Raw genomic sequence first — 23,351 nt, forward strand, 5'->3', positions numbered from 1 at the left:
GTCCTGCGCTGACCCTGTGGGAGCGAATTCATTCGCGAGCGTCCGACGTCGGCCTGCACGCCGCCAGGAACTGCCGCGTGCAGGCCTCCCAGCTCATCGCCTCGGCCTGGCGCCGGCAGGCCTCCGGCGACAATGCCAGCGCGCCCAGGCAGGCCTGCTGCAGATCCTCGTGCAGACAGCCGGTTTCGCCGTGACGCACCACGTCCAGCGGTCCGGTCACCGGGAAGGCCGCCACCGGCAGGCCGCAGGCCATGGCTTCCAGCATCACCAGGCCGAAGGTGTCGGTGCGGCTGGGAAACACGAACACGTCGCCGGCGGCGAGATAAGCCGCCAGTTCCTCGCCGAAGCGATAGCCGACGAAGTGGGCCTCGGCAAAGCGCGCCTGCAGCTCGCGGCGCGCCGGGCCGTCGCCGATCACCAGCTTGCTGCCCGGCAACGACAGTTCCAGGAACGCCGGCAGGTTCTTTTCCACCGCCAGCCGCCCGGCATACACCCATAGCGGGCGCGGCAGGTCCGTCGGCAGCTGCGCCGGCTGGCGGTCCTGCGGGCGGAACAGCTCGATGTCGACGCCGCGTCCCCAGCGCGCCAGGTGCGTGAAGCCCCGCTCGCGCAGCAGGCGCTCCATGTGCTCGGTGGCCACCAGCGTGCGCTCCGCCGGGCGGTGGAAGCGGCGCATCAGTGCATAACCCAGGGCCAGCGGTATGAAGGGGTAGCGGGCATGCACGTATTCCGGAAACTGCGTGTGGTACGAGCTGTTGAAGCGCAGGCCGCGCTGCAGGCAGTAGCGACGCGCCGCCCAGCCCAGCGGACCTTCCGTGGCGATGTGGATATGGTCGGCTTGCAGCGCGTCGAGCAGGCGCCGCATGCGGCGATACGGCAGCAGCGCCAGGCGGATTTCCGCGTAGCCGGGCAGCGCCACGCTGTGAAAGCGCTCCGGGCCGATGACCTCCACCTCATGCCCCATGGCGCGCAGGGCGTCGCGGGTGCGGCTGAGCGTGGTGACCACGCCATTGACCTGGGGCTGCCAGGCATCGGTGCAGATGACGATCTTCATGGCTGCCATTGGGCATCATCGGCCTTAAGCCTGCGTGACAGGTGCATGACGTTTCGATGACGGCGGGGCGGTCATCGAACTGCCACGAGAGATTCACAGTGTTGTCGAACGCGCCGCCTAGTCTGCCAGACATGGACAAGATCACGCTGAAGACGGAAGACCTGACCCTGCCGGTCCTGGCGCGCCTGGGACGGCTGGAATATCGACTCTGCATCAACATCAACCGCCTCTCGCGGCGGCAGGCCATGCACCGGCTGTTCCGCACGGTCAGTCGGCTGGGTGACGGGGTGTTCTGGTACTGCCTGATGGCGGCGCTGGCCCTGTTCGCCGGCGAGGCGGGGCGCGAGGCGGCCCTGCGCATGGGTATCGCCGGGCTGGGTGGCCTGCTGATCTACCGGCAGCTCAAGCATCGCCTGGTGCGCGAACGGCCCTTCATCACCTTCCAGGACATCCGTTGCGGCTGCCCGCCGCTGGACCGCTTCAGCTTTCCGTCCGGGCATACGCTGCACGCGGTGTCCTTCACTACTCTGGCGCTGGCCTACTTTCCGCAGCTGGCGGTGCTGCTGGTGCCCTTCGCCGCACTGGTGGCGCTGTCGCGGCCGGTGCTGGGGCTGCACTACCCGAGCGATGTGCTGTGCGGCGCGCTGATCGGCTACAGCATCGCGCAGCTGGTGCTGATGGTCTGAAGGGCATCGCGGCTGAAGCCGTTCCTACAAAAGTGGCGTGTGCCCGAACCTGTAGGAGCGGCTTCAGTCGCGAGCTTTTTGCGTCGGCCTGCACGAAAGCGCCCTGGTTTTCCGCAGGCATGAAAAAACGGGAAGCTCCTTGCGGAGCTTCCCGTTTTTCTGGCTTCGATGAAGCCTTGTGTGGTGGGTCGTGTAGGGGTCGAACCTACGACCAATTGGTTAAAAGCCAACTGCTCTACCACTGAGCTAACGACCCAAAATATGGTCGGGGTAGGGGGATTCGAACTCCCGACATCCTGCTCCCAAAGCAGGCGCGCTACCGGGCTGCGCTATACCCCGGCTGGAAGTTGGCTCCGCGACCTGGACTCGAACCAGGGACCCAATGATTAACAGTCATTTGCTCTACCGACTGAGCTATCGCGGAACTTCGGTACTTCCAACTGCAACTTCCAGTAAAACCGGAAACCCCGTTGCAGTGGCGCGCATTTTACGCAGCGAGATTTCGCTGTCAACACATGCGGCGGATTTTTTTTCCGACAGGGGCAAGAAAATTCATTTATCGCTCAAAGGCTTAGCGTTTGAGCGCGGGAAAGGGCCCGCCGCAGGGCGCCATCAGCCGGCCACCGCGAAGCGCCCGTCCAGCCGGCTGTGGCCCAGGCCGACGCCCTTGTCGACGCGGATCTGCACCGGGATGCGCTCCTTGAGTGCCTCGACGTGACTGATCACGCCGATCATCTTGCCGCTGGCGTTGAGCTGGTCGAGCGCGTCGAGGGCCACCTCCAGGGTTTCGCCGTCCAGGGTGCCGAAGCCTTCGTCGAGGAACAGCGAGTCGATGCGCGTGTGCTGGCTGACCAGGTCCGACAGGGCCAGGGCCAGCGCCAGGCTGACCAGAAAGCTTTCGCCGCCGGACAGGGTGCGCGTGTCGCGGGCGATATCGCCCTGCCAGGTGTCCAGCACGTCGAGTTCCAGGTCGCCGCCCTTGCGGCGGGCGAGCTGATAGCGGGCATGCAGGCGCAGCAACTGACGGTTGGCCAGATGCACCAGATGATCCAGCGTCAGCCCCTGAGCGAACTTGCGGTAACGGGTGCCGTCGGCGGAACCGATCAGGCTGGCCAGGTGCTGCCAGAGGTCGCTGTGCGCCTGTTGCTGTTCGATCTGCGCCCGTAGCGCCTGCTGGCTCTGGCGGCGCTGCGCATCGCCCTGCAGCGTGGCGCGCAACTCGCCCTGGCGCAGACCGATCTGGCGCAGCTCGGCGTCCAGCTCCGCCAGGCGCGCGGCCAGCGTGTCGGCGTCCTGTTCGGTCAGCGGGTGGGCAAGCAGCTGTTCCAGCGTCTGCCGGGCGGACTGGTACAGCGCGGCTGCCTCGGTCAGCGCGGTGTCCAGTTGCTGCTTGCGCGCCTGCAACGTCTGGCGCTCGGCCAGCGGCAGGCAGGCGGCGAGATAGTCCGCTTCGTTGCCGAGCGGGCTGTCGCGCAGCGCGGCTTCCCAGTGCGCCTGGCGTTCCGCCAGTTGCTGCGTCTGCTGTTCGCGGCGCTCGCCGAGGCTGCGCCGCTGGCCGGCCAGTTGCAGCAGGGCGCGTTCCGCTTCTTCGAGCTGCTGATCTGCGGTGGCCAGCAGGACGTCGCACGCGCCGCTCGGCGCATCGAAGCGCGGCTGCTCGGCGGCCTGCCAGCGCTCCAGCCAGCGCTGGGCCACGGCCGCCGCATGGTCCAGGCGATGCTCCTGCTCGCGTAATTCATCGCGCAGGCTCTGTTGTTGCGCCTCGGCCTGCTGCCATTGCCGGGCGTCGTGCTCGCGCGCGGCCAGCCAGGCGGCGGTGTCGTCGGGCATGGCATAACCGAGGGTGGTCAGTTCGTCGCGCAGCGCCTGCTGCACGTCCCGCAGGCGCGCCAGCAGCCGCTGCTGTTCGCCGTCCAGCTCGCCCAGCGCCTGGGTATCGGCCTGCCGATCCTTGTCGATCAGCTGCAGCTGCTGGCGCTGTTCGCCGTCCTGCTGGGCGAGGGCGAAGACCCGCTGCTGCGCCTCGCCCAGGGCTTTCTTCAGCGCCTCCAGTTCGGACTGCCGCTGCTGCGTAGCCGCTTGCTCGGCGAGTAGACGGGTGTGTTCGCCCTGCAGGTCCAGCGGTTCGCTCAGCCCTAATTGGATGAGCAGTTGGCCGATGCTGGCGCCCAATTGTTCATGTTGTGCCTGGGCGGCCTGCAGCTGGTGGTGGATTTCCTCCAGCTCGCCTTCCACCCGGGCCTTTTCGGCGTTCAGGGTCTGGCCGCGCAGGGTCAGTTGCTCCTGTTCGGCCTTGAGCTCCGTCAGCGCCTGCTGGGTGCTGGCAATATCCAGCGGATCGTAATGCCCGGCGGCGGGGTGCTCGCAGGCGCCGCACACCGGGCAGGGCGAACCGGGCAGCAGTTCGGCGCGGGCCTGCAGCAGATGCTCCTGTTGCAGCAGGCGCTCCTTGTCGTCGACCTGGCTTTTCACCCGGCGGTACAGATCGCGCAGGGCGGTCAGCTCGGTCTGCCGAGTGGCCTGCACGGCCTCGGCCTTTTCCTTGCGCGTGCCGTGTTTGTGCAGCAGCGTGGCTTGCTGTTGGCGCTGGTCGAGCAACTGCTGCAACTGTTCCAGATGGCCCTTGCGCTGCAACAGCGTCTGCCAATGGCTGCGCCAACCGGCTTCGTCGCGCTCGCCGAGCAGGGCCTGATGCTGTTGTTCGCGCTGCGCGAGCTGAGTCCGGGCCGTTTCCAGCTCCGCCTGGGCGACCTGCAACTGCTGCTCGGCCTGCTCACGGCGCTGGGCATGCGCGGCCAGGCGCTGCTGGATGGCCTGCCGACGCCTGTCCAGTTGCACCAGATCGCTGTCGAGCTGCTCGCACTCGGCGAAACGCAGCTTCCAGCCGCCCAGCTGGCCGGCGATCAGCGCATGGCCCGCGGTTTCCTTGAGGCGCAGTTCCAGTGCGATGCTGCGTTCTTCCAGGGCGGTCAGCGCCGTGTGCGCCTGGCTGCGTTGCTGCTCGCTGGCCCAGTGGCCGTGCCACAGCGCCTGCTGGCGAGCCTGTTGGTGTTGGTGCTGTTCGTCTTGCAGGCGCTGCAGGCTGGATTCGGTGGCCAGCAAGGCCTGTTCGGCCTGGAGGCGCGCGTCGAAGACCGGGCGCAACTGTTCGGCCGGTTCGCTGGCGGCCAGGCGCTGCAGATCGGCGGCGGCCTGTTCCAGTTGCGCACGGGCGGCCTGTTCGCGGGCTTGCGCGCTGCTCAGTTGGCTCTGGGCCTGGTCGCGCTGCTGCAGCCACTGTTGCTGGGCACGCAGCACCTGCTGTTCCTCGCGCCGGGCGGTTTCGTCGCTGGCCAGGCTGGCGGCCTCGGCCTCCAGTGCGGCGCGCGCCGCCTCGTCGAGCAGTTCCACCGCCTCGGCGCGTTCCTGCAGCCGTTCCAGCACGTCCTTCTGCTCCCGGGCGCGCTGGAACACCTGCATGGAGATCTGCCCGTAGATCTCGGTGCCAGTCAGCTGCTCCAGCAGTTCCGCGCGTTCGGCGGCCTTGGCGTTGAGGAAGGCGGCGAAGCCGCCCTGGGCCAGCATCATCGAGCGGGTGAAGCGCGCGTAGTCCAGGCCGGTGAGCTGTTCGACCAGGCCCAGCTTGTCGCCGAGTTTCTCGGCCAGGAGGGTGCCATCGGCCTTGGCCAACTCGCCCTTGGGCTGCTGCAGGGCGCCGTCCACCTTGTCGCGGGCGCGGCGCTGGCTCCAGAAGGCCCGGTAGCGTTCGCCGCGCGCCTCGAATTCCACCTCGGCCAGGCAGTCGGCGGTGTGGCGGGTCATCAGCTCGTTGCCGCCGGCGCTGACCGTGTCCATGCGCGGCGTGCGGTGGTAGAGCGCCAGGCAGATGGCGTCCAGCAGGGTGGTCTTGCCCGCCCCGGTGGGCCCGGTGATGGCGAACAGGCCGTTGTCCTTGAACGGCTCGGAAGTGAAGTCGATTTTCCACTCGCCCTTCAGCGAGTTCAGGTTCTTCAGGCGCAGGGTGAGGATTCTCATGCCGGCACCTCCTGCAGGTCGGCCAGCACCTGCTGGTGCAGCTGGGTCAGGCGCTCGCGCAGCGCGTCATCGAGGGTTTCCTGCTCCAGGCGGCGCTGGAACACCTGTAGCGGGTCGATCTCGTCCAGGGTCTCCCGGCTGTCGCTGAGCAGCGCGGCGCTGGCGCCGTTGCGTTCGCGGCGGATGCGCAGCACTTCCACCGGCAGGTCCCGGGTGAGCTCGGCCAGTCGTGCGCCCAGGTCGCTCAGGTAGTCATCGCTGACCACCTGCACTTCCAGCCAGGCCGGGCACTCCGGCGTGCCCGCGGCGGCGGCCTCGGGCAGTTGTTGGGCAATCTGTTCCAGCGTGCCGCGCAGGCTCAGCAGCGGCTGGAAGCGCGGCACCGGCAGCGGGGTGATGCCGCATAGGCCGATGCGGTCCAGGTCCACCAGCAGCACTTCCTTCCGCTGGCTGGCCTCGTCGAAGGACAGCGGAATCGGCGAGCCGCTGTAGCGGATATGTTCCTGGCCGCCGACCTTCTGCGGACGATGGATATGCCCCAGGGCGATGTAGTCCGCGTCCGGGAAGTCGCGGGTGGGAAAGGCTTCCAGGCTGCCGACGTAGATCTCGCGCACCGATTCGCTGGCGCTGGCGCCCACGGTGGTCAGATGGCCGCTGGCGACGATCGGCAGCGCGCCGTGTTTGCGGCGCAAGCTCACGGCCTGGGCGTGGCACTGCCGGTAGTGCTCGGCGATGGCGTCCTGCAGGGAGCGCTGCTTGTCCTCGGCGCTCTGCCCGGCCTCGCTGCGCAGCAGGTCGCGGGCGCGCAGGAAGGGAATCGCGCAGAGCAGCGCGCCCGGCTCGCCGTCGCGGGTGGGTAGCAGCAGCACCTGATCGGCGGGATTCTCCATCGCTGCCGGCACCACCCAGGTGTCCAGGCAGGCCAGCAGCTCGCGGGACTCGCCGAGCATGGCCACCGAATCATGGTTGCCGCCCAGCACCACCAGCCGCGCGCCGGTGTCGCGCAGCGCCACCACGAAGCGGTTGTACTGCTCGCGGGCATAGCTGGGCGGTGCGCCGGTGTCGAAGATGTCGCCGGCGATCAGCACCACGTCCACCGCGTGCAGGCGCACCTGTTCCAGCAGCCAGGCGCAGAAGGCCTGGTGTTCGGCCTGGCGGCTCTTGCCCATGAAGTGCTGGCCGAGATGCCAGTCGGAGGTGTGCAGCAGACGCAGACTCATACGGGTGTCGGGCTCCAGAAGCGGGTGGAGAAGCGGTCGCGGGCGTATCATGGCGACCCTTTCGAATGGGCGCGAGCATACCCGATGAGTCGTTTGAACAAGGAACTGGGGCTGGGGCAGGGCGTCGCGCTGCTCAGCACCTCGCTGCTGGGCACCGGCATCTTCGTGGTGCCGGCGCTGGCCGCCAGCGCCGCCGGTTCCGTTTCGCTGTGGGCCTGGCTGATCCTCATCGCCCTGGTGCTGCCGGTGGCCTTCACCTTTGCCCAGCTGGGCCGGCGCTTTCCCCATGCCGGCGGCGCGCCGCACCTGATCGGCCTGGCCTTCGGCGCGCGCAGCGAGCGGCTGATCGCGCTGCTGTTCCTGGCCGTGCTGCCGGTCGGTTTGCCGGCGGCGCTGAACATCGCCACCGGCTTCTGGCAGGCGGTGCTGCCGCTCGGTGCGGGCGAGGTGCTGCTGATCCAGCTGGCCACCCTCGGCGCCATGCTGCTGCTCGGCCAGCGACCGCCGCGCGCCTCCAGCCTGGTGCAGGGGCTGATCGCCGTGGCGATCATCGGCGCGGTGGCGCTGATCTGGTGGGCCGGCGAGCTGCCGCGCGCCAGCCAGCCACTGCTGCCAACCAGCGGCGCGGACTGGTCGCGCCTGCCGGCGGCCCTCGGGGTGATGTTCTGGTGCTTCGTCGGCATCGAGGCGTTCACCCATCTGGGCGAGGAGTTCCGCAATCCCCGCCGTGATTTCCCGCTGGCGCTCTTGCTCGGCGTACTGCTGGCCGGGCTGGTGTACTGGGCCTTCTCGGTGGCGGTGCTGAGCTTTGGCGTATACGGCGACGCGCAGCGCGACGCCACCGCCTTGCCGCAACTGATGGACCAGCTGTTCGGCGAGCGCAGCCGCTGGCTGGTGGCGCTGCTCGGCTACCTGGCCTGCTTCGCCTCGATCAACGTCTATGTGCAGGGCTTCGCCCGGCTGATCTGGAGCCTGGCCGACGAGGGCAAGCTGCCGGCACGCCTGGCCGGGCGCAACCGGCATGGCGTGCCGGGTCCGGCGCTGCTGCTGGTGGTGGCGGTGTGCGCGTTGTGCGCCGCGCTGGCCCAGGCGCTGCAGCTGTCGGTGGACGATCTGATCCGCTACGCCAACGGCAACTTCATCATCGTCTACCTGCTCAGCATGGCCGCCGGGGTCCTGCTGCTGCGCGGGCTCTGGCGCGGAGTCGCCGCGCTGGCGACGCTGCTCTGCTTGCTGGTGCTGCTGGCGCTCGGCTGGGATGCGCTGTACGCGCTCGGCCTGCTGGCGGTGCTGACGCTGATCGCCCTCTGGCGCGAGCGGCGCGCCCGGCGGTTCTCGCGCGGCTAAGAGCGCAGCGGCTATCCTCTGCCGCCGAAACCGCTTCGGAAATCTGCCATGCGCCGTGTCTTCAACGATCTGAAAATCTTCGTGCTCGCCAACCTGTGGATCGTGCCGGTGGTGGCCGCGCTGGTCTGGGCACTGTTCTCCTTCGTGGCGCCGCCGCCGCCGATGGAAGCGCGCCTGGCCACCGGCGGCCCGAGCGGCGGCTATCACAGCTTCGGCCTGCGCCTGCAGGCCGAGCTGGCCAAGGAAGGGTTCACGCTGGAGCTGGTGAACAGTCAGGGCTCGGTGGACAACCTCGCCAAGCTGCGCGCCGGCGAGGTGGAGCTGGCGCTGGTGCAGAGCGGCCAGGAGCTGAGCCTGAACAGCGAACAGCGCGCCGAGCTGTACGGCCTGGGTGTGCTGTTCCAGGAGCCGGTGTGGCTGTTCGCCCGCCAGGAGGTGACGGTTGCCCGCCTTGGCGAACTGGCGGCGTTGCGCGTGGCGATCGGCAGCCCGGGCAGTGGCACCCGCTCGGTCACCGATGCCCTGCTCGGCGCCAACGGCATCGCCCTGCAGAACCTGCCGGCGGGCTGGCACGAGTACGGCGGCGCCCGCGCCGCCCGCGAGCTGCAGGCCGGCAATATCGACGCGGCCTTCTTCATCGGCCCGGCCGAGAATGGCCTGGTGCAGCGCCTGGCCGGCGATCCGAACCTCCAACTGCTCAACCTGGGGCGCAGCGCCGCGTATCAGGCGCGCCTGCCGTACCTGAACCGCGTCGACGTGGGCGAGGGGCTGGTCAGCCTGGAACGCAATGTGCCCGATCGCCCGCTGGAAACCGTCGGCCCGCTGGCCACGCTGGTGGCCAGCGAAGCGTTCCATCCCTCGCTGACCCCGCTGATCCTGGCCGCCGCCCGCGAAGTGCTCAAGGACGGCAACCTGCTGGATGCCGCCGGGCGCTTCCCGGCGCCGGCCTCGTCGAACTTCGCCACGCTGGACGAGGCCGACTATTTCTACAGCAAGGGCCTGCCGATCCTGCAGCGCTACCTGCCGTTCCGCATCGCCTCGCTGGCCGACCGCTACATCATCCTCGCCATCCCGCTGCTGGTGCTGCTGATTCCGCTGATCAAGGTGGTCGGTCCGCTGTACCGCTGGCAGATCCGTTCGCGCATCTACCGCTGGTACAAGCACCTGCGCGAGATCGACCGTCAGCTGTACCTGGGCAAGCTGCAGGATCCGCAGCAGGAGATCGATCACCTGATCGACCTCGGCCTCGAACTGGCGCGCATCGAGGTGCCGCTGTCCTATTCCGGCGAGCTGTACGACCTGCACGTGCACGTGCGCTACATGATCAAGCGCCTGGAGTTCCTGCGCGACCAGCCGAGGAGCGGCAAGCCGCTGGCGCAGCCGGAGCTGGTTGAGTGATTGCGAAGCTGTGACAAACCCTGCGGCTTGCAGCTTTTCTGTGGGGCCGGCTTCACGCCGGCCGGCACCGTTGCGGCGTTCCCGCCCCCGTCGGCCGGGATAAACCCGGCCCCACAAGTTTTGCCCCCCGATGCTTTACACTAGCGCGCCTGTTTCACCCGCCCCGAGAGTTCCATGCCGATTCGTCACTGCATCGTCCATTTCATCGACAAGAAACCCGACGGCTCGCCCGCCGTGCTGCATGCCCGCGACGCCGAGCTGCCGGTCAATCAGGCCATGGAGAACCTCATGGCCGACCTGAACGACAGCTACAACGCCAAGCAGGGCAAGGCCTGGGGTTTCTTTCATGACGAGTCCGGCGCCTACCCGTTCAGCGGCTGGCTGAAGGGCTATCTGGACAACGAGCGGGACTTCGCCGCCTTCAGTCGTCAGGCCGTCGAGCATCTGCAAAAGCTGATGGAGGAATCCAACCTGTCCACAGGCGGGCACGTGCTGCTGTCCCACTACCAGCAGGGCATGACCGACTACCTGGCCATCGCCCTGCTGCACCACAGCGAAGGCGTGACGGTCACCGAGGCGCTGGAAGTGGCGCCGGCCAAGCACCTGGATCTCGGCCAGCTGCACCTGGCGGCGCGCATCAATCTCTCGGAATGGCAGAACAACCGTCAGTCCAAGCAGTACATCTCGTTCATCAAGGGCAAGAACGGCAAGAAGGTCTCCGACTACTTCCGCGACTTCATCGGCTGCCAGGAAGGCGTCGATGCGCCGAGCGAAACCCGCACGCTGCTCAAGGCGTTCAGCGATTTCGTCGAGCAGGAGGACCTGGCCGAGGAGCAGGCCCGCGAGAAGACCCAGACCCTGGTGGACTACGCCAGCACCCAGGCGCGCCTGGGCGAGCCGATCACCGTGGAAGAACTCTCCGGCCTGCTCGACGAGGACAAGCCGCGCGCCTTCTACGACCACATCCGCAACAGCGACTACGGCCTGGCCCCGGAGATTCCGCCTGACAAGCGCACTCTCAACCAGTTCCGCCGCTTCACCGGCCGCGCCGAGGGCCTGTCGATCAGCTTCGAGGCCCACCTGCTGGGCTCGCGGGTGGAATACGACGAGACCACCGACACCCTGACCATCCGCCAGGTGCCCACCCAGCTGAAGGATCAGCTCAAGCGCCGCTGAGTCCGCGCCCGCCTGTTCATGCGCCCCGGGCTCGTCCGGGGCGCTTTCGTTTTCCTTCGGGGCGCGCCGCGCCTCGATTCATGCCGTGTAGCCCATGACCACCGTGACTCTCGAACTGCTTCCCACCCAGGCGGACCAGACCCATCTGATTCGCAACCTCTACCAGTTCTACGCCTACGAAACCTCCGACTGGGAGCAGGAGGACGTGGACGCCGATGGCTGCTTCTACATCCACGAGGAGTACCTGGCCCGCTACTGGCAGGAGCCGGACTGGAGCGCGCAGCTGGTGGTGGTCGAAGGCTGCATTGCCGGCTTCGTGCTGATCGAGCGCAGCGAGGTGCCCGGCATCGACGCGCTGGAGTTCGCCGACCTGTTCATCCTCAAGAAATACCGCCGCCAGGGCATCGGCCGGGCCGTGGCCCTGCATGCGCTGAGCGATACCCGCCACTCCTGGCTGGTGCGCTTCCACCAGCAGGACGACGTGGCGCAGGCGTTCTGGCAATCGGTGGTCGAAGAGCTACCGCGACCGTCCCGCGAGATCGAGCTGCCCGACGACCCGACGCTGGTGAATTTCCTGGTGACCTCGGCGCTGCATTGAGGCTGGGAGCACAGCCGCTTTCTGTAGGAGCGACTTCAGTCGCGAGCCTTTGGCTGTGGCCTGGGGCAAAGCATCGCGGCTGAAGCCGCTCCCACGAAAGGCGGCACCCGCGCGGGCCTGTAGGAGCGACTTCAGTCGCGAGCTTCTGGCTACGGCCTGTCCAAAGCATCGCGGCTGAAGCCGCTCCCACGAAAAGCGGCTCCGTGCGGACCTCTGGCCGTTTACAGCGCCTCGATCTGGAACCCCAGGCGCGGGAAGTGCACATGCACCAGGCCCGCCCGCTCATCCTCGCGGCGCAGGATCAGTTCCTCCCGGCCGGCGTACAGCAGTTCGCCCTCGACCGGATCGACGCCGTAATCCACCGCGCGGATGGTCACCCGCTGGCCGGGCTGGAAGCCGTTGGGATCGGTAAATGCCTCGGCGGGCAGCGGTGCCGGTTCGGCCTGACGGGCGATCTCCAGGGCTTGCTCCGCCTCCATGCGCTGCGCGGAGCCGTGGCCGAAGTCGAGCACCCGAGCCAGCCAGGCGCTGATTTGCGGTGAAGATTCGACCAGCGATGCGGTGGCCGGCCCGTTCTTGAGGAACCACAGCGGATGGGCCATGGCGAAATCGGCCACCGAGGGTGCGCCGAACAGGAAGTCGTCGGACTCGCGGGCCAGTTGCTGCTCCAGGCGCGCCATCAGCACCGTCCAGGTGCTGCGGGCCTGCTCGGCCGAGAGTCGCGGTGCCGAGCCTCCCTTGAACAGCGCGGCGCGATCGGCCAGGAAGGCCTGTACCGCCGCCGGGGGGAACTGGGCCATGCGCGCCGCCAGGGCGTCCGGCTGGAAGCTCAGGGTGATGGCGGTCTGGAACACCAGCGAATCGGCCCACTGGGCGAAGGCGGCGACCACGCATTCCTGGCCCTCTGGAAACAGCGTGGGCGTGGCCTTCTCGGCCTCCAGGCGGCGGGCGATCAGCGCGGTGTCGCAATAGATGTCCGCGCCGACCTGTAGCACCGGGGTCTTGCGATAACCGCCGGTCAGTGCGGTGAGGTCAGGTTTGGGCATGATGCGCGGGATGTACACCGAACCCCAGGACAACTGCTTGAAACCGAGCATCAGCCGGGCCTTCTCGGCAAAGGGCGACTCGGGGTAGTGGTGCAGGATCAGGGTGTTGTGCATGGTCAGGCTCCGCTGGAAAGGTGCGGGGCGAAACTAGCAGTCCGTGACGGTTGCCGACATTGCCGAACTGCCAGCCGCCAACACCTCCTTGGCCGGTTTGCGCAGCGCCTTGATGGCCCGCTCGCGCTTCAGGGCCGCGCTCTTGTCCGCGCAGGCTTCCACGAACACCAGCGCCTGCGCCGGGCTGGAGTGGAAGAAGCGCGCGCCCTTGCCGCTCCGGTGCTGGGCGAAACGGCGCTGCGGATCGTCGCTGATGCCGCAATAGAGCGCGCCGTTGGCGGCACGTACCAGATAGACGAACCAGGGCTTGGCGGGGGCGTCGGTCATGGAGGGTGGAGGGATGCAATAAGGAGGCGCAGTCTAGCAGGCCGGAAATCTGGGTGGGGCCGGGCCCGCCCGGCCGATGGGGGCGGGAACGCCGCGGATGTGCCGGTCGAAGTACCGCTGGCCGGCGTAAAGCCGGCCCCACAGGGTCACGGCGCCGATTCTTTTTGTGGGGCCGGGTTTACCCCGGCCAACGAGGGCGGGAACGCCACGGTTGTGCCGGTCGAAACACCGCTGGCCGGCGTAAAGCCGGCCCCACAGGACCATGGCGCCGATTCTTTTTGTGGGGCCGGGTTTACCCCGGCCGATGGGGGCGGGAGCGCCACGGATGTGCCGGTCGAAGTACCGCTGGCCGGCGTAAAGCCGGCCCCACAGGGGCACGGCGCCGATCCTTTTTGTGGGGCCGGGTTTACCCCGGCCGACGAGGGCGGGAACGCCACGGCTGTGGCGGTCGAAACACCGCTGGCCGGCGTAACGCCGGCCCCACAGGGTCGCGGCACCGATCCTTTTTGTGGGGCCGGGTTTACCCCGGCCGACGAGGGCGGGAACGCCACGGCTGTGCCGGTCGAAACACCGCTGGCCGGCGTAAAGCCGGCCCCACAGGACCACGGCGCCGATCCTTTTTTGTGGGGCCGGGTTTACCCCGGCCGACCGAGGCGGGCGCGCCACGGATTGCCGGTCGAAGCGCCGCCGCTCCCGGCTTCGGATATGCTCGCCGGGCCATTTGTTGTTGGAGGTGCCGTGTTCTCGTTGAAGCGCCAGGGCGATTTTCGCCTGCAACTGACCCGCACGCTGACCCGGCCGGGGCGTCACTCGGTCGAGCTGTACCTGTTCACGCCCCATGAAAGCAACCTCTCCGCCCGTACCCTGTCGGAGGATCAGTTCTTCCACACCGCGCTGGTCCACCGGTACCGCCTGCTTGGCCTGCCGGCCCAGGATCGCGCCAGCAAGCACGACACCTCCTACTCGCTGCTCTCGCCGCACTACGAGATCATGTACGGCGCCGGCTTCTTCCAGTACCAGGCCTCCCTGGACCGGCTGCGCCAGCAGCTGCAGGGCCGGGCGGTGGGCGAGCCGCTGGCCCGCGCCCTGCGCCTCAGTCAGAACTTCGCCCAGCGCCTGCGCAAGGCGGAACCGAAGCAGAGCAAGCAGTTGCGCTACTTCCGCCAGCTCGACATCTATTACTCCTGGCTGGCCGAACAGTTCGTGCTGGAGAGCATGACCCTGGAGGGCTTCGATGAACTCGACGAGGAACTGCGGCAGTCCCTCCAGGACTTCCTGCGCCAGGAACACCGCTATCGCCGCGAGCGCGATTACCTGAGCGACTTCCAGGGCACGCCGACCCGCGTGTGGAACCGCATGGGCCTGTACCTGCGCCTGCTGGAGTACCCGGTGGTGCTGCGCCAGAAGATCACCGAACTGGGTGCCGGCACGCGCAAGCTGGTGAAGGCGACCTCCACCGTGCTGATCATGTCGGTGTTCACCTATTTCCTGTTCAACGTGCGCGACGCCAGTCAGCAGCTGTCGCTGGCCCTGTTGCTGGGCATCGCGCTGATCTATGCGCTGCGCGACCTGTTGCGCGACGACCTGATCGACACCGTCACGCGCTGGCTGCGCCAGGGCAAGCCGCGCTGGAAGATCCGTCAGCAGATGCCCTACACCCAGAAGGTGCTGGCCCAGCAGCTGGCCTGGCTCGATTACCGCAAGCTCGCCGAGCTGAGCCCGCCGGTGCGTGAGCATTCCGGCAAATGGGCCAGCAACGAGGAACGGCAGATCGTCTGCTACCGCTCACGGCTGCATCTGGACAAGGCGGCGCTGACTCAGGACGAAATCCAGGAGCGCCTGACCCTGGATTGCGAGCCGCTGTGCGCGATGATCCAGGCCAGCCACCAGCAGCTGTTCGAATGGAAGGAAGAGGAGGGCGTGCAGGCGCACCCCATCGAGAAGCAGCATGACTACAACCTGCTGCTGGTCCACCGCGAGCCGGGGCAGGCCGGCAGCGTCGCGCAGCGCTGGACTCTGCGCCTGGGCGCCGGCGGCATCGTGCGCTGCGAGAGCAAGCCGCTGAGCTGGCCCGAGCCGCCGACCCGTCGGCGGTGGTGGCGGCGGGCCTGAGTCGCCCCGGCAGTCGTCGTTCTCAGGCCTTCAGCGCCAGGATGCGCCGCGCGCCGTTGAGCACCAGCAGCGCCACCGCCGTGCCGATCAGCAGGTCCGGCCAGGCGGAGCCGGTCCAGGCCACCAGGGCGCCGGCGAGGATCACGCCGAGGTTGGCCAGCACGTCGTTGGCGGAGAAGATCCAGCTGGCGCGCATGTGCACGCCGCCGTCGCGCTGGCCGTGGATCAACAGCAGGCAGGCGACGTTCGCCGCCAGCGCCAGCAGGCCGATGCCCATCATCGACAGTGACTGCGGCTCGCTGCCGAGCAGGAAGCGCCGCGCCACTTCCGCCAGCGCGGTCAGCGCCAGCAGCACCTGCATGACACCGGCCAGCCGCGCGGCGCCGAGCTGCAGGTGCGCCGCGCGCCCGACCGCGTACAGCGCCACGCCGTACACGGCGGCGTCGGCGAACATGTCCAGCGAGTCGGCCAGCAGTCCGGTGGACTGGGCCAGCCAGCCACTGGTCAGCTCGACGACGAACATCAGCGCATTGATGCCCAGCAACCAGCGCAACACCCAGGCCTGGCGGTCGGCATCCGGTGCCGCGGGCGCCGCTTCGCTGGCTGCCGTGGTGCCGTCCAGGCGCGCGCCCAGGCCAAGCGATTCCAGCGTGCGGGCCACCGGCGCGATATCGGCGTCGTGCCACACCCGCAGCCGACGCTTGCCCAGATCGAAGTGCAGGCCGCGCACCTCGGCCAGCGGTTCCAGGGCCATGCGGATCAGGCGCTCCTCGGCCGCGCAATCCATTTTCGCCACACTGAACTCGCTGACTAGCTCGGCCCGCACCTCGGCCGGTGGCGGGCTGGGCGTTTCCTCTGCGGTGCAACTACAGGTCTTGCAGCAATCGCTCATGGGAAGGGCTCGCGTGGGTGACAGGTCGCGCAGTGTAACCTGACGGCGAAGATCTCAGCCTCGCCGGCACGCCTGCCACGCACCGATGGCGGGTGCCTGCCGCGATTTCTTCATGGCGCTGACACGCAATCATCACAGTGCCTTTCTACAGTCTTGGCTTCCCTTCAGAAGGACCTGCCCCCCATGAGTCGAGAAACCGGCGACAACCTGCAGCGCAATCTCAGCCCCAACGAGCCCATGGGGGCGGTGATGGACCGCTACCTCAGCCGCCGCAGCGTGTTGCGCGGCAGCCTGGGCGCGGCGATCGCCATGATGGCCGGCGTCGGCCTGAGCGGCTGCCTCGACAAGGACGGCCGCCCGCGTCCGCCCCGGCCGCAACCGCAGCCCACCCAGCCCGACCCCTTGCGGCTCGGCTTCGATTCCATTCCCGGCTCGCGCACCGATGCCTGCGTGGTGCCGCCCGGCTACAGCGCCTACGTGCTGGCGCCCTGGGGCACGCCGCTGAACAGCGCCGCGCGTGCCTGGCAGGCCGATGGCGGCAACAGCGCCGACGATCAGGCCAATGCCGTGGGCATGCACCACGACGGCATGCACTTCTTCCCCCTCAACGGCAGCTCCGAAGACGGCCTGCTGGTGGTGAACTACGAGTACATCGACCAGAAGGCCCTGCACCCGAATGGTCCGACCCGCGATGCCGACGGCCGGCGTCCCGCCGAGGAGGTGCGCAAGGAGATCAACGCCCACGGCGTCGGCGTGTTGCGCATCCGCAAGGTCGGTGGCCGCTGGCAGGTGATGGACAACGACCCGCTCAATCGCCGCTTCACCACCGCCAGCGTGATGGACCTGTCCGGCCCGCTGCGCGGCAGCGCCCACGTGCAGACGCGCTTCTCGCCCGATGGCACCGTAACGCGCGGCACCAACAACAACTGCGGCAACGGCTTCACCCCGTGGGGCACCTACCTGGCCTGCGAGGAAAACTGGCCCAACGTGTTCATCAACCGCGACGCCGGCCTGCCGGAGGATCAGCGCCGCATCGGCATTTCCACCGCCAGGACCAGCTACGCCTGGGAAACCGCCGCAGGCGACGCCAGCGAGGTGGACGAGGAATTCGCCCGCTTCGACATCACCCCGCGCGGCGCCAGCGCGCGGGACGACTACCGCAACGAGGCCAGCACCTACGGCTACATCGTCGAGATCGACCCGCACGATCCGACCACCCGCGCGGTGAAGCGCACCGCCCTGGGCCGCTTCCGTCACGAGGGCTGCTGGCCGGCCAAGGCGCAGGCCGGTCAGCCGGTGGTGTTCTACAGCGGCGACGACGCGCAGAACGAGTACCTCTACAAGTTCGTCTCCGCTGCCCTGTGGGACCCGGCCGACGCGAACCCCCTCGACCGCCTGGCCACCGGCGCCAAGTACATGGATCGCGGCACCCTCTACGTGGCGCGCTTCAATGACGACGGCGGCGGTGTCTGGCTGCCGCTGACCCCGGACAGCCTGACGCCCGAGGGCATCCCGCTCAGTGCCCTGTTCGGCGACCTGGCCGGCATCCTGCTCAACACCCGTGGCGCCGCCGACGCGCTGGGCGCCACGCCCATGGATCGTCCCGAATGGACGGCGGTGAACCCGCTGAACGGCGACGTGTACCTGACGCTGACCAACAACAGCAGCCGTACCGAGCCCAACGCCGCCAACCCGCGCACCCAGAACCGCCACGGCCACATCATCCGCTGGCACGACAGCGCCGATCAGCGGGGCTTCCGCTGGGACATCTTCGTGTTCGGCGCCCACGCCGCCGCTGACCCGAGCCTGAACCGTTCCGGCCTCACCGACCTGAACCAGTTCGCCAGCCCGGACGGCCTGGTCTTCGACAGCCGCGGCGTGTTGTGGATCCAGACCGACAACGGCGAGAAGACCCTCACCGACTACACCAACGACCAGATGCTGGCGGTGATTCCCGCCAACCTGATCGACCCGCAGGGCCGCGAGGTGCCGGTGAACGTGCAGAACCAGGGGGAACTGCGGCGCTTCTTCGTCGGTCCCAATGGCTGCGAAGTCACCGGCCTGGCCTTCACCCCGGACAACCGCACGATGTTCGTCAACATCCAGCACCCGGGGAACTGGCCCTACAGCGATGACGCCACCCAGGTCACGCCGGCCGGCAGCAAGGTACGGCCGCGCGCCGCGACCGTGGTGATCCAGCGCATCGACGGCGGCGAGCTGGCCGTCTGAGTCCCGCCGGTTCGCCCCGGCCCTCCGGCAGGGTGCCAGAGGGTCGGGGTGGGCCGTTTTAATGCCAGCCAGATCTCCCGCCTGCCCCGCGCGGGTGTCGTGGCTCCGGGCCCGGCGTGAAGCCGGACGGCGCCGGCAATCGCTACCCATCCATCCGACTCTGGGGAATCCGGCATGACCATCAACGTAGGCATCAACGGTTTCGGCCGCATCGGACGGCTGGCGCTGCGCGCCGCCTGGGACTGGCCGGAACTGCGGTTCGTGCGCATCAACGACCCGGCCGCCGACGCGGCAACCCACGCCCACCTGCTGAATTTCGACTCGGTGCACGGCCGCTGGCAGCACGAGGCGGGCAGCGACGGCGACAACATCGTCATTGAGGGTCAGCGCATTCCGGTGACCCACAAGAAGGCCATCGCCGACACCGACTGGTCGGACTGCGATCTGGTGATCGAGGCCAGCGGCAAGATGAAGACCGTGGCCGTGCTGCAGGGCTACCTGGATCAGGGCGTCAAGCGCGTGGTGGTCAGCGCGCCGGTCAAGGAACCGGGCGTGCTCAATGTGGTGATGGGCGTCAACGACCGGCTGTTCGACCCGGCACAGCACCGCATCGTCACCGCCGCGTCCTGCACCACCAATTGCCTGGCCCCGGTGGTCAAGGTAATCCACGAAGCGCTCGGCATCCGCCATGGCTCGATCACCACCATCCACGGCCCGACCAACTCGCAGAGCCTGCTCGACCAGCCGCACAAGGACCTGCGTCGCGCCCGTGCCTCGCTGCTGAGCCTGATCCCGACCAGCACCGGCTCGGCCACCGCGATCGCCGAGATTTTCCCGGAGCTGCGCGGCAAGCTGAACGGCCACGCGGTGCGCGTGCCGCTGGCCAACGCCTCGCTGACCGACTGCGTGTTCGAAGTGGAACGCGCCACCACGGTCGAGGAGGTCAACCAACTGCTCAAGGCTGCCGCCGACGGCGAGCTGAAGGGCATCCTCGGCTACGAGGAGCGCCCGCTGGTGTCCATCGACTACCGCACCGACCCGCGCTCGTCGATCGTCGACGCGCTGTCGACGATGGTGGTCAACGGCACCCAGGTGAAGATCTACGCCTGGTACGACAACGAATGGGGCTACGCCAACCGCACCGTGGAGCTGGCCCGGTTGGTCGGCCTGGCTGATTGAGCGGTGAGACGGAATCGCCGACCCCGGTGGGGCCGGGTTTATCCCGGCCGTCAGCGGTGGGATTGCCGCCGGTGCGCCGGCCGCAGTCCGCTGGCCGGCGTAAAGCCGGCCCTACAGCTTGCGTAGGGTGGGTCAGGCCGCAGGCCGTAACCCACCGTTTGGCCCAGCGGCATCCCTGGCGGGTTACGCCGCTGTGCGGCTAACCCACCCTACGGTTCCTTTCTCCCCTCGCCCCTTGCGGGAGAGGGGCTGGGTGAGAGGGGGTATCCCGCCAGTCGTCCGCGAGCCGGTGATTACTGTGCGGCAATCGACACTGGCGCAGCCCGGGAGCTGCCTGCCGATTGTCAGGCGGATAATCTGGCGCGGAACTTTTGGTGCCGATTGCCCTCAAAGCGCGGGGCCAACCCAACCATCTGAATTCAAAGGAAAATCCATCATGAGAAACTGGCGTACCCTGACCGCCATTGCCGCCAGCGTCGCGCTGCTGGCGGGTTGCACCACCAACCCCTACACCGGCGAACAACAGGCGGGCAAGGTGGGTGTTTATGGTGGCCTCGGCGCCGTGGCCGGTGCTGCCGTTGGCGCCGCCACCTCCAGCAAGAAGGACCGCAAAAAGGGCGCGCTGATCGGCGCCGCGGTGGGCGGCCTGGCCGCCGGTGGCTACGGCGCCTATGTCGACCAGCAGGAAGCCAAGCTGCGTCAGACCCTGGTCAACAGCGGTGTGCAGGTCCAGCGTGAGGGGGACAACCTGATCCTGATCATGCCGGGCAACATCACCTTCGCCTCCAGCTCCGCCGACATCTCCGCCAGCTTCTACGACACCCTGAATTCGCTGGTGCTGGTGTTCAAGGAGTTCAACAAGAACGGCATCCAGATCGTCGGCCACACCGACAGCACCGGTTCGCTGCAGCTGAACCAGACCCTGTCCAACAACCGCGCCATGAGCGTGGCCAACTACCTGACCGCCAACGGCGTGGCGGCCAACCGTATCTCCGCCTACGGCGCCGGCCCGAACCAGCCGATCGCCAGCAATAGCACCGCTGCCGGCCGTCAGCAGAACCGTCGCGTGGAAATCACCCTGCTGCCGCCGCAGCAGTAAGCGCTTCCCCCGGAATGAAAAAGCCCGCCGATTGGCGGGCTTTTTCATTGGGCGGAGATTTTCGCCTGCTTTTCGTAGGAGCGGCTTCAGCCGCGATGCTTTGGGCTCATGTTGCGAAAGAGCATCGCGGCTGAAGCCGCTCCTACGTTTTTTAGCGCTTTTCCAGCAGAACCCCGGCTTCCATGTGGTGCGTCCAGGGGAACTGGTCGAACAGCGCGCAGCGGCTGACGCGGTGGGTGTCGTGCAACTGGGCGATGTTGGCCGCCAGGGTTTCCGGGTTGCAGGAGATATACAGGATGCGCTCGAAGCGCCGGGTCAGCTCGCAGGTGTCCGGGTCCATGCCGGCGCGCGGCGGGTCGACGAACACGGTGCCGAAGCGGTAGCTGTCCAGGTCGACGTCGGCCAGGCGGCGGAACGGACGGACCTTGTTGAGCGCCTGGGTCAGCTCCTCGGCGGACAGGCGCACCAGGGTGACGTTGTCGATGCCGTTGTCGGCCAGATTGGCCAGCGCGGCATTCACCGAACTCTTGCTGATCTCGGTGGCCAGCACCTTGTTCACGCGGGTGGCCAGCGGCAGGGTGAAATTGCCGTTGCCGCAGTACAGCTCCAGCAGATCGTCGTCGCGCTCGCCCAGCACCTCGTAGGCCCAGCCGAGCATCTTCTGGCAGACCGCGCCGTTGGGCTGGCTGAAGGCGCCTTCCGGCTGCCGGTAACGGAACTCGCGGCCCGCCACGCAGAGGGTTTCGCTGACGTAGTCGCGACCGACCACCCGGCGCTGGCCCCGCGAGCGGCCGACGATGCTGGCGCCGAGGATCGCCGCCAGCGGCTCGGCCGCCTGCTCCCAGGCATCGTCCAGCGGGCGGTGATAGGCGAGGGTGATCAGCGCGTCGCCCGACAGGGTGGTGAGGAATTCCACCTGGAACAGCTTGTGGCCCAGGGTCTCGCTGGCCTGCCAGGCGGCCTTCAGGCGTGGCATCAGTTCGTTGATGCGCGGGCTGGCGATGGGGAAGTCGTCGAGCAGGATCGGCGCGCGCTTGTCGCCCGGCTCGAACATCGCGTAGTGGCGCTGCTCGCCGTCGCGCCACAGGCGGAATTCGGCACGCAGCCGGTAATGGCTCAGGGGCGAATCGAACACCTCGGGGGTCGGGGCAGCGAAGGGCGCCAGCAGCTCGCGCAGGCGGGCCTGCTTGTCGGCAAGCTGGGCGGAATAGGCGGCGGCGTCTTGCGGACGGATCATGGGCAACTCGTGTGGGTAAGGACGGCAGGGCCGCAGGATGAAAAATTCGCGCGGCGATTTTCCACCGATCCGGAGCCGAATGCACGGCCGGGGGGACCGGCCGTCGGTAGCTGAACCCTCGCGGCTGAAGCCAGGGGGGCTTCAGCCGCGATGGGCTGGGATCAGAACAGCGCCAGCTTGACCACGAACAGCGCCGACAGCACCCACATGGCCGGGCTCAGTTCACGCCAGCGACCGGCCAGCAGGTGGATGGCGGTCCAGGCGATGAAGCCGAAGGCGATGCCGTTGGCGATGGAGAAGGTCAGCGGCATGGCCAGCGCGGCGATGGACACCGGGGCGGCGACGGCCAGGTCGTTCCAATCGATGTTGGCCAGGCTGCTGAGCATCAGCACGGCGACGAACATCAGCGCCGGCGCGGTGGCGTAGGCGGGCACCGAGCTGGCCAGCGGCGAGAAGAACAGGCTGAGCAGGAACAGCAGGGCGACCACGCAGGCGGTCAGGCCGGTGCGGCCACCGGCGCCGATGCCGGCGGCGGATTCCACGTAGCTGGTGGTGGTCGAGGTGCCCAGCGCGGCGCCGGCCATGGTGGCGGTGCTATCGGCGAGCAGGGCGCGACCCAGGCGCGGCATATGACCGTTCTTGTCGACCAGGCCGGCGCGCTGGGAAACCCCGATCAGCGTGCCGGAGGTGTCGAACAGGTCGACGAACAGGAAGGCGAAGACCACGCTGACCAGGCCGATATCCAGCGCGCCCATGATGTCCAGTTCCAGCAGGGTCGGCATCAGCGACGGCGGCGCGGAGACCACGCCCTGCAGTTCGGACAGGCCGAGCAGGATGGACAGGGCGGTGACGGCGAGGATGCCGATCATTACCGCGCCGGTGATCTTGCGGTAGGCCAGCGCGGAGATCAGGAAGAAGCCCAGGCAGGCCAGCAGTGGACCGCCGGCGCCCAGGTCGCCCAGGCCCACCAGGGTGGCCGGGTGGTCAACCACGATGCCGGCGTTCTTCAGGGCGATGATCGCCAGGAACAGGCCGATACCGGCGCCGATGCCGGCGCGCAGCGGCAGCGGCACGCTGTTGATGATCCATTCGCGGACCTTGAAGGCCGACAGCAGGAAGAACAGCACGCCGGACAGGAACACCGCGCCCAGACCGACCTGCCAGGTGTAGCCCATGGTCAGCACCACGGTGTAGGTGAAGAAGGCGTTCAGGCCCATGCCCGGCGCCAGGGCGATCGGGTAGTTGGCCAGCAGGCCCATCAGGGAAGAACCGATGGCGGCGGCCAGGCAGGTGGCGACGAACACCGCGCCCTGGTCCATGCCGGTGGAGGCCAGCATCGACGGGTTGACGAACAGGATGTAGGCCATGGTCAGGAAGGTGGTGAGACCGGCCAGGATCTCGGTGCGCACGGTGGTGTTATGGGCACGCAGTTGGAACAGCTTCTCCAGCATGATGGGTTCCCCAAAGGCGGTATTCGCCATGATTGACTGTGCGGCAGGTGACAAGCGGAGGTCTGTATGCAGGCGCGAGCGAGTCTTCGCCCGTCTGCGCCTGCTCGGGCCCCTTGGACAGGCGGCCCGCAAACGCGGCGCATGATACCAGCTGGGCGCAGGGCGTGAATGG

At 68.1% G+C, this 23,351-nt stretch carries 17 protein-coding genes and 3 tRNA genes; 9 read left to right on the forward strand and 11 right to left on the reverse strand.

The window, feature by feature from the left end; all coding sequences use genetic code 11:
* Positions 1 to 28: 28 nt before the first annotated feature.
* Positions 29 to 1,054 carry a glycosyltransferase family 4 protein gene (locus VL129_RS03790; protein ID WP_325410235.1) on the reverse strand — a complete coding sequence of 342 codons (1,026 nt, stop codon included), beginning with the start codon at positions 1,052 to 1,054 and terminating at the stop codon, positions 29 to 31.
* Positions 1,055 to 1,185: 131 nt separating this feature from the next.
* Between VL129_RS03790 and VL129_RS03795 the strand changes: the two genes are divergently transcribed.
* Positions 1,186 to 1,740 carry a phosphatase PAP2 family protein gene (locus VL129_RS03795; RefSeq protein WP_325410237.1) on the forward strand — a complete coding sequence of 185 codons (555 nt, stop codon included), beginning with the start codon at positions 1,186 to 1,188 and terminating at the stop codon, positions 1,738 to 1,740.
* Between the two features lie 181 nt (positions 1,741 to 1,921).
* Here the strand turns inward: VL129_RS03795 and VL129_RS03800 are convergent.
* The 5 genes from VL129_RS03800 to sbcD all read right to left on the reverse strand — a co-directional run bounded on the left by VL129_RS03800 (position 1,922) and on the right by sbcD (position 6,968).
* A tRNA-Lys gene (locus VL129_RS03800) sits at positions 1,922 to 1,996 on the reverse strand.
* A gap of 6 nt (positions 1,997 to 2,002) precedes the next feature.
* Positions 2,003 to 2,079 (reverse strand) — tRNA-Pro (locus tag VL129_RS03805).
* 9 nt (positions 2,080 to 2,088) lie between these two features.
* Positions 2,089 to 2,164: transfer RNA gene (locus tag VL129_RS03810), tRNA-Asn, on the reverse strand.
* A gap of 188 nt (positions 2,165 to 2,352) precedes the next feature.
* Positions 2,353 to 5,754 carry an exonuclease subunit SbcC gene (gene sbcC, locus VL129_RS03815; RefSeq protein ID WP_325410239.1) on the reverse strand — a complete coding sequence of 1,134 codons (3,402 nt, stop codon included), beginning with the start codon at positions 5,752 to 5,754 and terminating at the stop codon, positions 2,353 to 2,355.
* The gene (gene sbcD, locus VL129_RS03820) at positions 5,751 to 6,968 is read right to left on the reverse strand and encodes an exonuclease subunit SbcD (RefSeq protein WP_325410557.1); all 1,218 of its coding nucleotides are present in this window, start codon (positions 6,966 to 6,968) and stop codon (positions 5,751 to 5,753) included. Before sbcD ends, sbcC begins: the two co-directional genes overlap by 4 nt.
* A gap of 90 nt (positions 6,969 to 7,058) precedes the next feature.
* Here sbcD and yjeH point away from each other — a divergent pair, with 90 nt between their 5' ends.
* The 4 genes from yjeH (at position 7,059) to VL129_RS03840 (ending at position 11,493) form a co-directional block, all read left to right on the forward strand.
* A complete protein-coding gene (yjeH, locus tag VL129_RS03825) occupies positions 7,059 to 8,321 on the forward strand; it encodes an L-methionine/branched-chain amino acid transporter (protein ID WP_325410241.1) in 1,263 nt (420 codons plus the stop codon).
* Positions 8,322 to 8,369: 48 nt separating this feature from the next.
* The gene (locus tag VL129_RS03830) at positions 8,370 to 9,719 is read left to right on the forward strand and encodes a TAXI family TRAP transporter solute-binding subunit (RefSeq protein WP_325410243.1); all 1,350 of its coding nucleotides are present in this window, start codon (positions 8,370 to 8,372) and stop codon (positions 9,717 to 9,719) included.
* Between the two features lie 174 nt (positions 9,720 to 9,893).
* The gene (gene yejK, locus VL129_RS03835; RefSeq protein WP_325410245.1) at positions 9,894 to 10,895 is read left to right on the forward strand and encodes a nucleoid-associated protein YejK; all 1,002 of its coding nucleotides are present in this window, start codon (positions 9,894 to 9,896) and stop codon (positions 10,893 to 10,895) included.
* A gap of 94 nt (positions 10,896 to 10,989) precedes the next feature.
* Complete coding sequence (locus VL129_RS03840; RefSeq protein WP_325410247.1) at positions 10,990 to 11,493, forward strand: GNAT family N-acetyltransferase; 504 nt, start codon at positions 10,990 to 10,992, stop codon at positions 11,491 to 11,493.
* Between the two features lie 221 nt (positions 11,494 to 11,714).
* Here the strand turns inward: VL129_RS03840 and VL129_RS03845 are convergent, their stop codons facing one another.
* Positions 11,715 to 12,653 (reverse strand): glutathione S-transferase family protein, encoded by a 939-nt coding sequence (locus tag VL129_RS03845; RefSeq protein ID WP_325410249.1) that lies wholly within the window; start codon positions 12,651 to 12,653, stop codon positions 11,715 to 11,717.
* Between the two features lie 33 nt (positions 12,654 to 12,686).
* Positions 12,687 to 12,980 carry a GIY-YIG nuclease family protein gene (locus tag VL129_RS03850; RefSeq protein WP_325410251.1) on the reverse strand — a complete coding sequence of 98 codons (294 nt, stop codon included), beginning with the start codon at positions 12,978 to 12,980 and terminating at the stop codon, positions 12,687 to 12,689.
* Between the two features lie 738 nt (positions 12,981 to 13,718).
* Between VL129_RS03850 and VL129_RS03855 the strand changes: the two genes are divergently transcribed.
* On the forward strand, positions 13,719 to 15,092 hold the full coding sequence (locus tag VL129_RS03855; protein WP_325410253.1) for a hypothetical protein: 1,374 nt from the start codon (positions 13,719 to 13,721) through the stop codon (positions 15,090 to 15,092).
* 22 nt (positions 15,093 to 15,114) lie between these two features.
* Here VL129_RS03855 and VL129_RS03860 read toward each other — a convergent pair whose 3' ends face one another.
* Positions 15,115 to 15,984 carry a cation efflux transmembrane domain-containing protein gene (locus VL129_RS03860; protein ID WP_325410255.1) on the reverse strand — a complete coding sequence of 290 codons (870 nt, stop codon included), beginning with the start codon at positions 15,982 to 15,984 and terminating at the stop codon, positions 15,115 to 15,117.
* 183 nt (positions 15,985 to 16,167) lie between these two features.
* Here VL129_RS03860 and VL129_RS03865 point away from each other — a divergent pair, with 183 nt between their 5' ends.
* The 3 genes from VL129_RS03865 (at position 16,168) to VL129_RS03875 (ending at position 20,491) form a co-directional block, all read left to right on the forward strand.
* Positions 16,168 to 18,213 (forward strand): PhoX family protein, encoded by a 2,046-nt coding sequence (locus VL129_RS03865; RefSeq protein WP_325410257.1) that lies wholly within the window; start codon positions 16,168 to 16,170, stop codon positions 18,211 to 18,213.
* Positions 18,214 to 18,387: 174 nt separating this feature from the next.
* On the forward strand, positions 18,388 to 19,392 hold the full coding sequence (locus VL129_RS03870; RefSeq protein ID WP_325410259.1) for an ArsJ-associated glyceraldehyde-3-phosphate dehydrogenase: 1,005 nt from the start codon (positions 18,388 to 18,390) through the stop codon (positions 19,390 to 19,392).
* A gap of 436 nt (positions 19,393 to 19,828) precedes the next feature.
* Positions 19,829 to 20,491: a YiaD family glycine zipper/OmpA-like lipoprotein gene (locus VL129_RS03875; protein ID WP_325410261.1), complete on the forward strand. Its 663-nt coding sequence runs from the start codon at positions 19,829 to 19,831 to the stop codon at positions 20,489 to 20,491.
* Positions 20,492 to 20,642: 151 nt separating this feature from the next.
* Here the strand turns inward: VL129_RS03875 and trmA are convergent, their stop codons facing one another.
* Both trmA and VL129_RS03885 read right to left on the reverse strand, forming a co-directional pair.
* Positions 20,643 to 21,728, reverse strand: a complete 1,086-nt coding sequence (trmA, locus tag VL129_RS03880; RefSeq protein WP_325410264.1) for a tRNA (uridine(54)-C5)-methyltransferase TrmA — start codon at positions 21,726 to 21,728, stop codon at positions 20,643 to 20,645.
* 161 nt (positions 21,729 to 21,889) lie between these two features.
* A complete protein-coding gene (locus VL129_RS03885) occupies positions 21,890 to 23,179 on the reverse strand; it encodes an NCS2 family permease (RefSeq protein ID WP_325410266.1) in 1,290 nt (429 codons plus the stop codon).
* Positions 23,180 to 23,351 lie beyond the last annotated feature (172 nt).

The sequence above is a fragment of the Pseudomonas sp. genome (genome assembly GCF_035497915.1).
GTDB lineage: Bacteria > Pseudomonadota > Gammaproteobacteria > Pseudomonadales > Pseudomonadaceae > Serpens.

Excerpts from the sequence above, each read along its gene's own strand:
- VL129_RS03885 (WP_325410266.1), bottom strand. The coding sequence starts at position 23,179 with ATGCTGGAGAAGCTGTTCCAACTGCGTGCCCATAACACCACCGTGCGC.
- VL129_RS03830 (WP_325410243.1), top strand. The coding sequence starts at position 8,370 with ATGCGCCGTGTCTTCAACGATCTGAAAATCTTCGTGCTCGCCAACCTG.
- trmA (WP_325410264.1), bottom strand. The coding sequence starts at position 21,728 with ATGATCCGTCCGCAAGACGCCGCCGCCTATTCCGCCCAGCTTGCCGAC.
- VL129_RS03840 (WP_325410247.1), top strand. The coding sequence starts at position 10,990 with ATGACCACCGTGACTCTCGAACTGCTTCCCACCCAGGCGGACCAGACC.
- VL129_RS03870 (WP_325410259.1), top strand. The coding sequence starts at position 18,388 with ATGACCATCAACGTAGGCATCAACGGTTTCGGCCGCATCGGACGGCTG.
- VL129_RS03860 (WP_325410255.1), bottom strand. The coding sequence starts at position 15,984 with ATGAGCGATTGCTGCAAGACCTGTAGTTGCACCGCAGAGGAAACGCCC.
- yjeH (WP_325410241.1), top strand. The coding sequence starts at position 7,059 with ATGAGTCGTTTGAACAAGGAACTGGGGCTGGGGCAGGGCGTCGCGCTG.
- sbcC (WP_325410239.1), bottom strand. The coding sequence starts at position 5,754 with ATGAGAATCCTCACCCTGCGCCTGAAGAACCTGAACTCGCTGAAGGGC.
- VL129_RS03845 (WP_325410249.1), bottom strand. The coding sequence starts at position 12,653 with ATGCACAACACCCTGATCCTGCACCACTACCCCGAGTCGCCCTTTGCC.
- VL129_RS03875 (WP_325410261.1), top strand. The coding sequence starts at position 19,829 with ATGAGAAACTGGCGTACCCTGACCGCCATTGCCGCCAGCGTCGCGCTG.
- VL129_RS03795 (WP_325410237.1), top strand. The coding sequence starts at position 1,186 with ATGGACAAGATCACGCTGAAGACGGAAGACCTGACCCTGCCGGTCCTG.
- yejK (WP_325410245.1), top strand. The coding sequence starts at position 9,894 with ATGCCGATTCGTCACTGCATCGTCCATTTCATCGACAAGAAACCCGAC.
- VL129_RS03790 (WP_325410235.1), bottom strand. The coding sequence starts at position 1,054 with ATGAAGATCGTCATCTGCACCGATGCCTGGCAGCCCCAGGTCAATGGC.
- VL129_RS03865 (WP_325410257.1), top strand. The coding sequence starts at position 16,168 with ATGAGTCGAGAAACCGGCGACAACCTGCAGCGCAATCTCAGCCCCAAC.
- VL129_RS03850 (WP_325410251.1), bottom strand. The coding sequence starts at position 12,980 with ATGACCGACGCCCCCGCCAAGCCCTGGTTCGTCTATCTGGTACGTGCC.